At 38.6% G+C, this 15,091-nt stretch carries 11 protein-coding genes and 1 tRNA gene; 11 read left to right on the top strand and 1 reads right to left on the bottom strand.

The window, feature by feature from the left end; translation table 11 throughout:
- Positions 1-9 precede the first annotated feature (9 nt).
- Entirely contained in the window at positions 10-549 is a 540-nt protein-coding gene (locus tag BIV20_RS08485; RefSeq protein ID WP_075719984.1) for a helix-turn-helix domain-containing protein, read from the bottom strand.
- A gap of 159 nt (positions 550-708) precedes the next feature.
- On the opposite strand from BIV20_RS08485, the gene BIV20_RS08480 reads away from it, so the two are divergent.
- The 11 genes from BIV20_RS08480 (at position 709) to BIV20_RS08430 (ending at position 15,047) form a co-directional block, all read left to right on the top strand.
- A complete protein-coding gene (locus BIV20_RS08480; protein ID WP_075719982.1) occupies positions 709-3,297 on the top strand; it encodes a PEP/pyruvate-binding domain-containing protein in 2,589 nt (862 codons plus the stop codon).
- Positions 3,298-3,363: 66 nt separating this feature from the next.
- Positions 3,364-5,625: a heavy metal translocating P-type ATPase gene (locus BIV20_RS08475; protein WP_075719980.1), complete on the top strand. Its 2,262-nt coding sequence runs from the start codon at positions 3,364-3,366 to the stop codon at positions 5,623-5,625.
- Positions 5,626-5,640: 15 nt separating this feature from the next.
- A complete protein-coding gene (locus BIV20_RS08470) occupies positions 5,641-5,967 on the top strand; it encodes a metal-sensing transcriptional repressor (RefSeq protein WP_075719978.1) in 327 nt (108 codons plus the stop codon).
- A 36-nt stretch (positions 5,968-6,003) separates the two neighbouring features.
- Entirely contained in the window at positions 6,004-6,201 is a 198-nt protein-coding gene (locus BIV20_RS08465) for a heavy-metal-associated domain-containing protein (protein WP_075719976.1), read from the top strand.
- 118 nt (positions 6,202-6,319) lie between these two features.
- On the top strand, positions 6,320-7,738 hold the full coding sequence (locus BIV20_RS08460) for a lamin tail domain-containing protein (RefSeq protein ID WP_075719974.1): 1,419 nt from the start codon (positions 6,320-6,322) through the stop codon (positions 7,736-7,738).
- On the top strand, positions 7,723-11,460 hold the full coding sequence (locus BIV20_RS08455) for an immunoglobulin-like domain-containing protein (RefSeq protein WP_075719972.1): 3,738 nt from the start codon (positions 7,723-7,725) through the stop codon (positions 11,458-11,460). Before BIV20_RS08460 ends, BIV20_RS08455 begins: the two co-directional genes overlap by 16 nt.
- Positions 11,461-11,608: 148 nt before the next feature.
- Positions 11,609-11,681, top strand: a tRNA-Thr gene (locus tag BIV20_RS08450).
- Between the two features lie 284 nt (positions 11,682-11,965).
- A complete protein-coding gene (locus BIV20_RS08445) occupies positions 11,966-12,346 on the top strand; it encodes a hypothetical protein (protein ID WP_075719970.1) in 381 nt (126 codons plus the stop codon).
- A complete protein-coding gene (locus BIV20_RS08440) occupies positions 12,343-12,948 on the top strand; it encodes a 4'-phosphopantetheinyl transferase family protein (RefSeq protein ID WP_075719968.1) in 606 nt (201 codons plus the stop codon). Before BIV20_RS08445 ends, BIV20_RS08440 begins: the two co-directional genes overlap by 4 nt.
- A gap of 40 nt (positions 12,949-12,988) precedes the next feature.
- Positions 12,989-14,683: a GGDEF domain-containing protein gene (locus tag BIV20_RS08435; RefSeq protein WP_075719966.1), complete on the top strand. Its 1,695-nt coding sequence runs from the start codon at positions 12,989-12,991 to the stop codon at positions 14,681-14,683.
- Between the two features lie 25 nt (positions 14,684-14,708).
- The gene (locus tag BIV20_RS08430; RefSeq protein WP_075719964.1) at positions 14,709-15,047 is read left to right on the top strand and encodes a hypothetical protein; all 339 of its coding nucleotides are present in this window, start codon (positions 14,709-14,711) and stop codon (positions 15,045-15,047) included.
- The last annotated feature ends 44 nt before the right edge of the window (positions 15,048-15,091 follow it).

The following is a 15,091-nucleotide window of genomic DNA, read 5'->3' as shown; positions in this document are numbered from 1 at the left end:
ATAGTCCTCCTAAAAGCTTGGGGGAGTAGTAATCCACAGGACAGTGGCCTCCCTGTTGCCGTAGTTTTCGATATAGTGTTTTTTTCCTGCTTTAAAATAAAAGCTTTCGCCTGCTTTTAACGTAGTAGAGCGAGAACCGTGATAAAGTTTTATAGTTCCCTTTAATACATAGCCAAATTCCTCTGCTTCGTGTGGAAGATGGACATCAGAAGTTCCACCGGGATGCAAAGTCATAAGTACCGGTTCCATGGCATTTTTCTGAGCATTGGGAACCAGCCATTTCATGCTACTGTGCAATTCTTCGTTTTCTTTTTCAAAATAGTCTTCCTGCTTGAATACCAATTGTTCCGGTTCTTCATCGGTAAAAAATTCAGCAGGAGTAGTGCCGAGACATTGGATAATGTCCAGTAAAGTACTGATGGAAGGAGAGGTAAGATTCCGTTCCAATTGGGAGATAAAGCCCTTGGAAAGCTCACTACGGTCTGCCAGTTCCTGCTGGGTGAGACCATACTGAATACGCAACTCCTTCATACGGTGTCCGATATCCATCTTTTGTCATCCTTTCTGTCACAACTAAAACTGATAATATATTTTATGTTTAATAATAATAAACAAAGTAAGATATATTATAGACAGAAAATAGAAAAAGTCAATAGAATTCATGTAAAAAGTGGTATACTGTAAAAAAGGGAAAAAGGAGGGAAAATTATGGCAGCTTTTGAAAGAGTACTTTCAGGAATCCCACAGATGGATCAGGCATTTGACAATATCCGCTTGGGAGACAATGTAGTATGGCAGGTGTCAGACTTATCAGAATTTCGAACTTTTGTGGAACCTTATGTAGAGCAGGCAAAGCAGGATGGCAGGAATATTATCTACATACGATTTGCAGCACATGAACCGATTCTTATAGAAGAAAATGGAATCAAGGTGTATCAGGTAAAGCTGTCTCATCGGTTTGAAACTTTTACTATTGAGATTCACCGAATTATTGAAAAAGAGGGCAGAGATGCTTTTTATGTTTTTGACTGTTTGTCTGAATTGCAGGTAGCGTGGTCTACGGATTTAATGATGGGAAATTTCTTCCGAGTGACCTGTCCCTTCTTATTTCAACTGGACACGGTAGCATATTTTCCTATTTTACGGGGAAGACATTCTTTTCAGGCGGTGGCAAAGATAAGAGAGACCACGCAGCTCTTTTTGGACGTATATTCTGATGAAAAGAGTTTATATGTACATCCATTGAAAGTGTGGAATCGTTATTCTCCAACTATGTTTTTGCCACATGCATATATACCTGCAGAGGGTATTTTTAAGCCCTTGACGGATGGTGTCAGTACCAGTCGCTTTTATGCTGTTTTGAATCGAAAGGATGGCTACAATGCACAGCATAGTCAGGATAGTTATGACCGATTTTTTGATTTGGCAAAGCTTCAGTATGAGCGTTCTGAATTGAGTAGTGATACATTTCAGATTATGTGCAAAACCATGATGACCAGAGATGAGAAAATGAGGGAAATGGTATATAGTGCATTTACTCCTGAAGATTTATTTCATATTAGGGCAAGAATGATTGGAAGCGGAATGATTGGTGGAAAAGCTTGCGGAATGCTACTGGCACGAAAGCTGGTAGAGCGAGAACTGGAAAATGCCGGAGCTGTCATGGAGCCACATGATTCCTTCTATATTGGTTCTGATGTTTTTTATACTTATATTGTAGCCAACGGATTCTGGAATATGCGTATCCGGCAGCGTAGCGAAGAAGAGTATTTCTCTATTGCACCAAAGTTACAGGAAGCATTGCGGACCGGAAATTTTCCCAAGGATATTGAAGAACAGTTTATTCAGATGCTGGAGTATTATGGGCAGAGTCCAATTATTGTTCGAAGCAGTAGTATTTTGGAGGACGGATTTGGAAATGCCTTTGCAGGAAAATATGAGTCTGTATTCTGTGTGAATCAGGGCGAGTTAGAAGAGAGACTGAAAGCTTTTGAGGATGCGGTACGGACAGTATATGCCAGTACCATGGATAACTCTGCACTGGAATATCGAAAACAGCGGGGGCTTGCAGATCGGGATGAACAGATGGCACTTTTGGTACAGCGGGTTTCCGGTTCTTCTTACGACGGATTTTTTATGCCAGATGCTGCCGGGGTAGGATATTCTTATAGTTCCTACAAAGTTTCTTCCGATATGAAACCGGAGGAAGGGATGCTTCGGGTCGTTATGGGATTAGGTACTCGTGCAGTAGACCGTACCAATGGAGATTATCCTTGTATCATAGGTCTGTCCTGTGCCCAAGAGGCATTGAAGAAAAAGCCGGAGGAGAGGCAGAAGTATTCCCAGCATAATATTGATGTATTAGACACCGGAGAAGGAAAGTTAAGTACAAAAACACTGACAAATCTTGGAGTGGCAGGAAAAAGCAGACTGGTAGAGCATGATTATGAATTGGAGCGTATGTTCCGGGAACGTGGGCAGAGTCGTGATATTTATCTGATTACCTGTAAGGGATTTATCCGAAACGAAAAGTTAATTCATACAATGAAGCGTATTTTAAGCATTTTACAGGAGCATTACGAGTATCCGGTAGATATTGAATTTACGGTGAATTTCGGTGAAAAAGAGGATTTTGTGATAAATCTTTTACAATGCCGTCCGTTACAGCTTGGGAAAAATTATAATTATAAAATCAGAGAGGAATTGCCTAAGATGCAGAAGGAGAACGTATTGTTTCATATAAAAAATGCATCTATGGGACATTCCAGAATGGAAGAAATTACGCATGTGGTATATATTGATCCACAGGCGTATTACACTTTTCCATATTACTCCAAGCCATTGGTGGCAAGAGCGGTAGGAGAAGTGAATCGTTATTATAAGGAAAAGGGAATGCATCTGTTGCTGTTGACACCGGGACGAATCGGAACTTCCTCCCCGGAATTGGGAGTACCTGTTGTTTTCGCGGATATTTGCAATTTTATGGGAATCTGTGAGATTTCTTATTCGAAGGCAGGATATTGCCCGGAACTTTCCTTTGGTAGTCATATGTTTCAGGATTTGGTAGAAGCAGATATTTATTATGGTGCCATTTATGAAAATGAAAAGACTTGCATCTGGAATCCAATGCTTTTGGACGAGAGCCGGAACTGTTATTCTAAAATTATGGCAGAAATCAGTCCACAGATGCAGGAACTTGCTGAAATTATCCATGTATATGATACCAGAGATTTGGGAATTCTTTTTTATCATAATGAGGAAAAAGAAGAAACAATTTGTGGAATTCCGGAGAAATAAGGTTGACAAACCTCCTATTTCGGTCTATGATAAATATACCCCATGGGGGTATAAGGAGGTTAAAAAATGAAAAAGGATATTTTTCTTGAAGTAAATGGTATGACCTGTGCCTCTTGTTCGGCAGCAGTGGAACGTGTTACCAGAAAGCTTGAGGGGGTAGAGAACTGCGAAGTGAATCTGGCTACCCGACGGGCGCATATTATATATGATACGGAAAAAGTTAAACTTTCTGATATTAAGAATAAAATTACCAAGGCAGGTTTTGAACCAAAGGATATTGTAGAAGACCGGAAGGATGAGTTTGGTGTACAGGAATTAAAGGAATTGAAAGAGAAACGCAACCGTTTGATTGTGGCGGCAATTTTTTTAATTCCACTTCTGTACATTTCTATGGGGCATATGCTTCCTATTACATTGCCATTACCGGAATTTCTGGATATGATGATGCATCCTTTGAACTTTGCCATTGCTCAGATGATATTGGCAGTAGTAGTTATGGTATGTGGTTGGAAGTTCTACACGGTAGGATTTAAGACTTTATTCCGGGGGCATCCCAATATGGATTCGCTGGTGGCGATTGGAACCGGAAGTGCCTTTTTATACAGTCTGGTGATGACTATTCAGATTCCAAAGAATTCAGAGGCGGTACATCACCTGTATTACGAATCAGCGGCCGTTGTCATTACTCTTATTATGCTTGGAAAATACATGGAGAGCCGAAGTAAAGGAAAGACATCAGAGGCAATTCGAAAGCTGATTGCATTAGCACCGGATACTTCTGTTCTCATAAGAGATGGAAAAGAAATAGAAGTTCCTACGGATGAGATTATGGCGGGAGAGGTACTTTTAATCAGACCGGGAAGCAAAGTGCCACTGGATGGTGAAGTGATTCAGGGAGAAAGTTCTGTGGACGAGTCCATGCTGACTGGAGAAAGTATTCCGGTAGAGAAGCATCCGGGAGACGAAGTGATTGGTGGAAGTATGAATTACAATGGAACCATGCAGATACGAGTAACAAGAACCGGAGCAGATACGACGTTATCTAAAATTATTCTTATGATTGAAGAAGCACAGGGGAAGAAAGCACCTATTTCCAAGTTGGCAGATACGGTGGCAGGGTATTTTGTGCCGACAGTTATGACAATTGCAGTGATTGCTGCTTTGGGATGGTTTCTGGCAGGAAAAGATACCGCATTTATTTTGAATATTTTTGTGTCTGTGTTAGTTATTGCATGCCCTTGTGCCTTAGGACTTGCAACGCCTACTGCGATTATGGTAGGAACCGGATTGGGCGCCAATAACGGAATTCTGTTTCATAGTGGAGAAGCGTTGGAAATCCTACAGAATACCAATGCGGTGGTGTTAGATAAGACGGGAACCATTACGGAAGGAAAACCTAAAGTAGTAGAAGTCATTCAGACATCAAGGACTGCTTATTCGAAAGAGGAATTGGTGAAAATAGCAGCGTCTTGTGAACGTCTTTCCGAGCATCCATTGGCTCAGGCAATTGTAGATTATGGAAAAGAGAAAGAATTGATTTCGGAAGAGGTAGCGGATTCTGTGAAAAACTTTGAGGCAGTCAGCGGAAGAGGGATACGAGCGGAATATGAAAGTATCTCTGTATTAATCGGAAACAGACGCTTTATGGAAGAAAAAGGACAGGATATTTCTAAATTGGAGGAAGCAGCACAAAGCTGTGCAAAAAAGGGCCAGACACCTATGTTTGTAGTTTTGAATGGGCAGCTAGAAGGAATTATCGTAGTGGCAGATACGGTAAAAAGTACCAGTAAGGAAGCCATCAGAAGTCTTCAAAAAGCAGGAATGGAAGTAATCATGCTTACCGGAGATAATCAGGCGGCTGCGGAATTTATTGGTAGTCAGGTGGGAGTAGACCGTGTCATTGCAGAAGTTCTGCCACAGGATAAGGCAAGAATCGTATCGGAACTGCAACAACAGGGCAAGAAAGTGTTGATGGCCGGAGATGGTATCAATGATGCGCCTGCATTGGTTCAGGCTGATGTGGGAGTAGCCATTGGAAACGGTAGTGATATTGCGTTGGAATCCAGTGATGTGGTATTAATGAAATCCGATTTGCAGGACGTTTATAAGGCTGTAAAATTAAGTAGAGGAACCATTCGCAATATTAAGGAAAATCTTTTCTGGGCATTTTTCTATAATACATTGGGAATTCCTGTGGCGGCAGGTGTATTGTATATTTTCGGCGGGCCACTGTTAAGCCCAATGCTTGGAGGACTTGCTATGTCATTTAGTTCTGTGTGTGTGGTGGGAAATGCACTGCGGTTACGCCGACTAAATCTGGAAAAGTAGGAAGGAATATGTAATATGGAAGAAAAAGAAATGCAGGAATGCACAAAGGATTGTTGTTGCTGTGAAAAGAAAAAAGAGAGAAGCGCAGAAGAAATTAAGGATATGATTCATCGATTGAATCGAATAGAAGGACAGGTCAGAGGAGTAAAGGCCATGGTAGAGGATAATCGCTATTGTGTAGATATTCTTACGCAAGTATCGGCGATTCAGTCAGCCTTGAACAGTTTTTCGAAGTGCCTGCTTTCCGAGCATATCAAGTCCTGCGTAGTAGAGAACATCAAGGCAGGAAATGAAGAGGTAGTAGATGAACTTTGCAGCACCATTCAAAAGCTGATGAAGTAATAAAGAATAAAAGTAAATGAAACAGGAGGAATGATTATGACAGTATTAAAAGCAGAAGATATGCATTGTGAAAAATGTGTAGAAAGAATCCATAAGGCACTGACCGAGGCAGACATCACCCACGAGATAAATTTAGCGGAAAGGACCGTAAGCATTGATGGATGTGAGCACTGTGTCAAGACAGCCATTGAAACATTGGATGATTTGGGATTTGAAGCTGTGGTGGTGGAATAACATCAAAAAATTACTGTGATTTTACGCAGAAATTACAAAAGAGCGATGGTAGAAAAATAGTTCTTCTTTTATTCTAAAAGCTAGTGACAAGAATTTGGAATGAAGGAGAACTTTTTTTATGAAAAGAAACCAGAAAGAAAAAAAGATATGTTGTAAAGGGATGGCAATCGTAGGTGCTACTGCAATGTTGACGTCATCTGTGCCAATTAATGTTTATGCGTCCGGGAGTTCAGAGATGATGAAAACTCCAATTATGATTACTGAAATTGTACCGGATACAGACAATAAAAATGGAGCAGATGCATGGGAGTATGTAGAACTTTATAATACAAGCAGCCAGACCATTCAGTTAGATCAGTATGAATTAATTTATAGTGGAGTTATATGGAGTCCGGATCAAAGTGGAATTGTCATAGAACCGGGAAAAACAGTAGTATTGTGGATAATTAATAATGGAAATACGGCTTGTACAGTAGAAGAATTTAATAATTATTATGGCACAAATCTAGAAATAGGAAAAAATCTTGCTACCATACATAGTGGTGGGCTTCATAATTCAGCGGAGCGTACCTTGAAATTAACCACAAAGACAGGGGAAGAACTGGCTAGTGTAACTTATAATGATGGTAATGTAAAGGCGGTAAAGTTACAGGGAAACACTACTTCGGGAAAGAATGGCGGAATTTGCTTTACATACCAGTCTGGTGAAAAAAAAGAGACAAGATTAGGATATGAATACAAAGCGATACCTGGAGAAATTAATTCTGAGCAAATCCCGACAGAGACATATCAGTTCCAAACTCCATCTACGTTATCTGTTTCCTGTGATGCTGTTCTTTATGTAAACCAAGGGGAAGATTGGAAGGTGACAGCGGAAGCAAATGGAAATAATATGATTCATACGGCATATCTATATGTAAAGTTTTCCGGTGAGGAAGAATATCAGAAGATTGCTATGAAGAAGACAGAGGATGGATATGAGGGAAGTCTGGAATGGACAGAAATGGCAGGCAAGAGTGGATTTTCCTATTATACAGAATTTTCAGATGGAGTGACAGAAAAGACTACAACAGAGAAAACAGTTACAATTGCAGCTACGGCAGTAGATAAAACGAAAATTCCACCTATTGTTATTAGTGAAATTATGCCTGATTCCAGTAACATCAATGGTGCCGATGCTTATGAGTATATAGAATTGTATAATAATTCAAATCAGACATTGGATTTGCAGGATTATAGTTTGTATTATAATTATCCGGATAATGGTGATGCAAGCGATGTCCTTTGGTTTGCACCGGAAGAAGAGTTGAAATTGGAACCGGGAAAGACGATTGTATTATGGATAAAAAATGGTAAAAATAATGAGTTGACAGTAGAGGATTTTAATAAGAAATTCAAAACCAGTCTGGAGTTAAATAAAAATCTGTTTGAAATTTATAATGGTGGAATGGCAAACGGTAGTGCAAGAGCACTTCGTCTTACTACAAGAACGAAAGAACAGATAGATTTTGTTGGCATAATATGGAAGCAGGAGTAAAAGATCCTCATGCTGATAAAGGAATTACTTATCGTTACGATGCCATTTCCAATAAGACTATTATGACTGCAAATGATGCAGCTCCGACCCCGGGAGTCGTTTCCGGGGAAGAAAGTCCAATGCAGGCAGAAGTTAGTATACCGGATGCAGAACCGACAATTAATAATCAGACAGCGGAGCAGTTTAAGAATGATGAGGGTGTAACATTTTCTGTACAGGCTTCTTCGGATAAGGGTTCTGTCAAACGTGTAGTGCTTCAAGTCAAAGATAATACGATGGAAGAGTATGAAAGTTATAATTTACTGAAAGATGGAGAAAGTGATATTTTCCAGAAAAGTATGGATGCAGTAGATTTATACGGAAAGAAATATTTTGATTACAGATTTATTGTGAGTGATGGTTTTCATACTGTAGTAACAGATGAAAATAGGATAACTTCTGCAAGTACGCAAGAAGATGCATTACGGTTTGAAGTGGAACAAAATCAGTACCAGTCTGGGGATAATCAGTATTTATCCGGTGAGACATCTATCATTACTACCGGAGGCCAGTTCTTGTTAGATGGAAAAGATGTGACATCAGAAACGGTAAGTTCCATTCCGGGAAAGGCAAAGATTTTGGTGGATGTTAGCCAGACAGATACATTTTTCAAAAATGCAGTTGCTATTGGTGATGATGTACTTGGAATTTTTAATGAGGGAACGTATGAGAATTGGGCAACGGTAGGGTATGATGTGGATGCTTCTTATTTTGTAAAGGGTGAAAGCCTTACTATTGATATTCATGCAGGAAATAAGGCAAATCCATTAGAACATAATGAAGAAAATAATGACGACTTTGTAGTGAAAAATATTCGTCTTGTCCTGCCTGACGGAAGAACCTTGCGTGCAGAAGGGTATGAGAATCCGGAGACAATTATAAATATGGGGGATTCTGCAGGAAAAATAGAGATTCTTCATGCTAAATTTACTGCACCGGATGTTTCTTATCAGGCAATTCGTTATGATGTGGATACGAATAAACTTGAGGACGGAGAACATGTATTTATTGCAAAGGCAGGAGCAGAAGAACGCAAACTGACAGTAAAGGTGGATAATACACCGGCTGAAATCATTTCGAATATTACAGAAGGAGAAGTATGTAAAGGAACTTATACAATCGAGCCGTCTGTATTAGAAGAAGGATCAGGCGTTTCATCCGTGACTGCAAAACTGGATGGAAAGAAAATAGAACTCCCGTATGAGTTTCGTTCTTTGGAAATGACAGCAGGAGAACATACGATTGAATTGAATGCCGTTGATTATTGTGGAAATGCAAGTAGCCAAAACGTGAAATTTACGATTCCGGAGGAAAATGCTGAGGTGGGAGCAGAAATAACACCGGAGGCAGGAACGGAATTGGAACAAGATCCGGTATTCAGTGTTATGGTGGAAGACCCTACACAGGATAATATGGATGTAATCTTTAAAAAGGGTGAACGTTATGTTTTAGGAGATAAAAATATTTCTATGAGCCAGGGAGTTTCTGATACAGCAGGAACTGCTGGCGATGGAGAAATCCTTTCCATGGAAAAAGCCAGAGCGAAAGAAGAGACGGGGACACGAAATGGATTCCCATATCAGCAGTTTGAGATTCAGGTCGGAGAAGAGGTAACAGAAAATGACCGGATTCAGGTAGCGTGGAAGGGAAACAGCAATAGTGATAAAACTAAGATGTATGTTTATTCTGTAGAAACAGGAAAATGGGATTTGGCAGAGACAAAGAGTACAGAGGAAGCAGGAGAAAAGACTCTAACTGCATTGATAAGTTTGGCAGGCCATATAGAAAATGGAAGTGTAAAAGTAATGGTTCAAAGTGGTGAGGGGTATACACCGATTCAGTATGAAGAAGGTGCAGCAGCGTTACCATCAGACAATCCAAATGTAAAAACAAGTAATGAAAAAGATACACCAAGAAGTGAGTATGATTTTACATTTGCAGTTGAGTCTGATACACAATATTACAATGAGGATTATGCAGGAAATCCAAACAAGGATGTAGAGGGAAAGTATCAATACCAATTGGATATTCATGATTGGATTATTGCAAATCAGCCAAGAATGAATATTCAGTATCTGTTCCATGATGGAGATATTATTGATGACGAGCCTTTGATTTCAGAGTGGGAGAATGCAGACAAAGCATATCAGAAGTTAGATGATGCTGGAATTCCTTATGGTATTCTTGCCGGAAACCATGATGTAGGTCATTTAAGTGGAGACTATACAAACTACTATAAATACTTTGGAGCAGATCGCTATGAGAGCAATCCGTGGTACGGTGGAACGAATCAAAATAACCGCCAGCACTATGATTTGATTACAGTTGGAGGCATTGATTTTATTATGTTGTATACCGGATGGGGAATTGGCGATGAAGAAATTGATTGGATGAATGAAGTACTAAGCCAATATCCGGAAAGAAAAGCAATTTTGAACTTCCATGAATATTTATTGGCGAGTGGCGGATTAGGAGAAGAACCGCAGCGGGTATACGATGAAGTGGTTTCCAAAAATCCTAATGTATGTATGGTACTGTCAGGACATTATCACAATGCACAGACCGTAGTAAGTCATTTTGATGATGATGGAGATGGGGTAGCAGAACGTAATGTATATCAAATGCTTTTCGACTATCAAGGGCTTTCCGAAGGTGGAATGGGGTATATGCGGTTAATGCATTTTGATTTGGATGGACAAAGAATTATCGTAAGAACGTATTCTCCATCGCTGGATGATTATGATGCAAAGGATAATAGTAATTTAGGTGGAGAAGCTATTGTAGGTGAGGAAAACTTTGAAATTCCTTTTGCAGAACTTGGAATTGTTCCGGAAGAAAAAGTGTTATCCACTACGGATTTTGATGTAAATGTATATACAGAACAGATAATTGGAGAAGTAGAGAACGTTCAAAGTGGAAGTAAAGCAGAATATACATGGAAGGGTGCTCCAAATGGAGTATTTGGATGGTATGCAGAAATCAAAGATGATTTTGGTGGAATGGCATATACTGATGTAAGATATTTTTCTTTGAATCGGGATATCACAGCTCCGGTAATTACGCTTCCGGAAATGAATGAAGTAATACAGGATGCGGAGTTTACAATAATGGATGGTATCACTGCAACGGATGACAGAGATGGAGATTTGACTTCTGCAATAAAGATAAACGGAGAATTTGATATCCATACACCCGGAACTTATACGATTGTTTACTCAGTTAGTGATAGTAGTGGAAATGAAGCACAGGTAACGAGACAGATTACGGTATTGGAAAAAGGAAAAAGCAGGGAAAGTAGAGAAAACAAAGATATAAAGGCGCCTGTTCTTACAATACCGGGGGATACAGTAATAAAAGTAGGAGAAGAGTTTGATGTACGGCAAGGGGTATCAGCGCAGGATGAGGTGGATGGAGACCTAACAGCAGAAATACAGGTAATTGGAGAATTTGATATTCATACACTGGGAACGTATGTCATTACTTACCGTGTCAGTGATAATGCAGGAAATACTGCGACCGCAGAAAGAAAAATTACAGTAGAATCGAATAAGGTAGTAAAGACCGGTGATACAACGTCCTTTGGATGGTTTGGAGTAGGATTGTTGAGTCTTGTGACCATGTTCGAGATTGGAAGAAAGAAAACAAAGCAGTTTAAAGCGAAGGAGCTAAAAGAAAGAGTTTAAGGGATATAAGAAAAAGCATTTATCAAGGGTTTAACAATGATAAATGCTTTTCTTGTTAAGGGATTTACAAATTTTAAAATTCTTTTTTATATCTCTTGCATTTTATAATAAAAACATATATAATAACAAAGTGTCTGTTTTGGACAATGCCAAAGTGGCGCAGTTGGTAGCGCGTCGCATTCGTAATGCGCAGGTCGAGGGTTCGAGTCCCTTCTTTGGCTGAAGATAAAAATGGAGTTTTTGATAAAGTAGATGATATTCACCTGTTTTATCAAAAACTCCATTTTTTTTCAATTACTTTACCGGTACCAGATAGAATTCAGAATGCTTTTAACTCTAGGATTTTTCTTTTAGATATGATATATTATTAAGTAGATATGATGAATATTTAAAAAGAAAGACGCTATAATTTTGACACAGGAAGAAGAGACAGCAGATACCGTTGTGGTAAGAGTTATTTTATCAAAATCAATAAAATAGAAGGAACAAGGTATAGGGGGAACTCATGAAAAGTGACAAAGAAGAAATTGTAATTGAAGAATTTAAGACTAGTACGAAAAAGGGTGTAGGTAGTACGAAATCAAAGGGTTATGAAAATTATCTGATTCTGGCAGTATTTGGCATAACATTTTTTGCGGCGATACTGTTAGGAATGTTTCTGTTGAAGTTGCCGGTGGTTCTGGTTTGTATTATACTAGTGTTGGAGTCTTTAATCGGCATTTGTCTTCATGATATGCCCATATGGGTGCACGGAATCGAAATTATGATAAGTATTGTAGCAGGAATCATTTTTGGGCAGACCGTTTTTATGATAATTGGAGCTTTGATTTACATTGCTGCAATTCTTGCGCTTCATTTTATGAGTAAACAGGAAGGATGGCTATGAATCAACAGGTAAATGTTTACTATACCTATTGTATGGAAAAGAAAAATTGGACAGGAGATTATCATAAGTATCAGAGAAAACTGGCAGATGAACTGTTGAATTATGGATTGCAAGAGATGTTTCATGTAGATGGAACGGAAAAGCGGATTGGGAAAGAATCCAATGGAAAGCCTTTTTTGAAAGGAATGGAACAGTATCATTTTAATATTAGCAATACGGATGGGCTGGTAGTTTGTGCTGTATCTGATATGGAAATTGGAGTAGATGCAGAGAAAAAAAAGCCTTTTCGAAAGGGAATATTGAGAAAATGTGCAGGTCCCGGTGAAAAGGCATACATTCTTGATGCAGAGGAGAAAGAACAACAAGAGCGTTTTTTTCGGATTTGGACCTTGAAAGAGAGCTATATAAAGATGACGGGTGAGGGAATGCGAATTCCATTAAATGAAGTAGAATTTGACATTATAGAGGAAGAGGAAGATATTCAGATTATATGCAGTAAAGAAGGAAAGTTTTATCAACAGGATGAGAAGGAATACTGGATGTCATTGTGTACCAAAGAGAGTGCCAATGTAAAGTGGATACTGGTAAATGAAGGACGATAAGTTTCGGGAAGTTCCAGATGTTTGATGTCGAGGAGGCGTTATGAAGAAGCAAGTCAGAACAGTTGTATTAAGTGGAATATTGTGCTTGAGTGTTATTGGTGTGTTATTGGTGTGCAAAGTGACTGCGTATCAGAAGAATCCGGCAGATTATATATTTCTGAAGAACGGTTGGAAGATTACGGCAGATGGTATTCAATATGAGAATGTTGATTTGAATGAATTAAAACTGCAACAGCAGAATAAGGGAGACGAAGTACGAATGTCTCTTGTGTTGCCGGAAAAATTGATGTTGAATCCTGAATTGCGCATTTATACGGTGCATACAGATATTCAGGTATGGATTGACGGAGAGGAAATTTATTCTTATGGTCAAAAACTGCGTGAGAATGGGAAGATGGTAGGTTTAGGCTATCATTTTATTGAACTTTCGGAATCATATGCAGGGAAAAAACTTGAAATTTTGATGTATGTTACGGAAAACAATGCATTTACTAGTTTTGAAGTTCCGGTAATTTGCAATGCACATGAGGTGCTTCAGGATTTTATTATGGAGAATAAACTTCCACTAGCAGTTAATCTGTTTTTGATTGTATTTGGAGTTTGTGTATTGGTAGTAAGTCTTATATTTGCAATTAAGAATAATGAGTTTGGGAAACTGTCTTGTATAGCCCTTTTTTCTATAGGGATTGGACTATGGTCTTTGTGCAACTATAATTTGATTACAATCTTTACATATAATGTTCTTGTAAAAGCCTATATAGAATATACTTCTCTTTATGCTTCTACGTTGTTTGTAATCTTGTATTTTAAAGAGGATATGAAATCGCGAAGAAAACGAAAATTGAGAATTATGTATACGTTATTGCTTGCGTGTCAGACAGTATTTACATTAGTTGCAATCATTTTTCAAATTACAAATGTTTGTCATTTGCCGGCTGTTTTGAAGTATCAGCATGTGATTCTTTTCGTGTTTGTATTATATTCTTTGATAAGTATGATATATGATATAAGAATCGGACAAATTAGAAACAAGGCAACACTCATTGGAATGTTAATAATGATTGGCATTGGTTTGTGTGATATGATTCGATTTAACTTGCAGAAATACATAACGGCATTTCAGGGGGGAATGTTTATAAGCTGGCTTTGTATCGGAGCATTGATTTTTGTGATATTGGCGATGGTGGACTTCTGTTTAGGAATTACTCAGGTTCTTCGTAAAACAGAAAGAGTGAGAACGTTAGAAAAAATGGCATATATTGATGTGTTGACAGAAATTGCAAATAGGAGAAAAGTGGAACTTGAGTGGGATAGATTAGATGGAGAAGGAAAAAAATATGGAATGATATCCTTCGATTTGAATAATCTTAAAAGAACGAATGATACCAAGGGACATGATGCAGGAGACTTTCTGATTAAAAAGTTTGCAGAGAGTCTTTCGGCAGTTTTTGAACCCTACGGTATGGTAGGACGTATGGGGGGCGATGAATTTATTGTAGTATTACCGGATATGACAAATGTCGATATCGATAAACTTATGGGAAAATTTTGGAAGCAGTTAGAAAAAATGAATCAGGAGCATCCGGAACTGAATATGAGTGCAGCTTATGGATTTTGTAAAAAAGGTGAAAATGCTACTCAGACGGCAAGAGAAATATATAGAGAAGCAGATGCACGGATGTATGAAAATAAGATTCAAATGAAGTGTAGCAGAAGTAGTATAAGACGAGACTAGAAGAAGGATATGGTAGAAAAATAATATGACAAAGCAAGAATTTATGGAAAAGCATAAAAATGACCCTAAGGGTTATTGCCCTTGCGTGATAGATCCGCAGGGAGAAGTGTTTGAATGTCCTAAAGGACACTTAGAGGTATTGATGGATTTGGGGAGAACAAGGAATCTGCTGGTGGAACTTCCAGATGATATTTCACCACTGTTTTATATGATATTTCAGACAAATGCAGTAGTAGTAGATTATGAGAATCAGGTATATAGTGATGATTTGACCCAAGAGCAACGGTATACGTTGATTGATTTGAGTGAAAAAGGATTGATTCAAATTAATCTAAAGAACATTCATAAAAATATTAATTTGTAGGAAAGAAAGCTTTCTATGGGCTGCACGCTAAGAAAAAAATAGCG

This window comes from Roseburia sp. 499 (assembly GCF_001940225.2).
GTDB lineage: Bacteria > Bacillota > Clostridia > Lachnospirales > Lachnospiraceae > Petralouisia.
The sequence above is the reverse complement of the archived record's forward strand: the minus strand, read 5'-3'. Positions and strand labels throughout refer to the sequence as shown.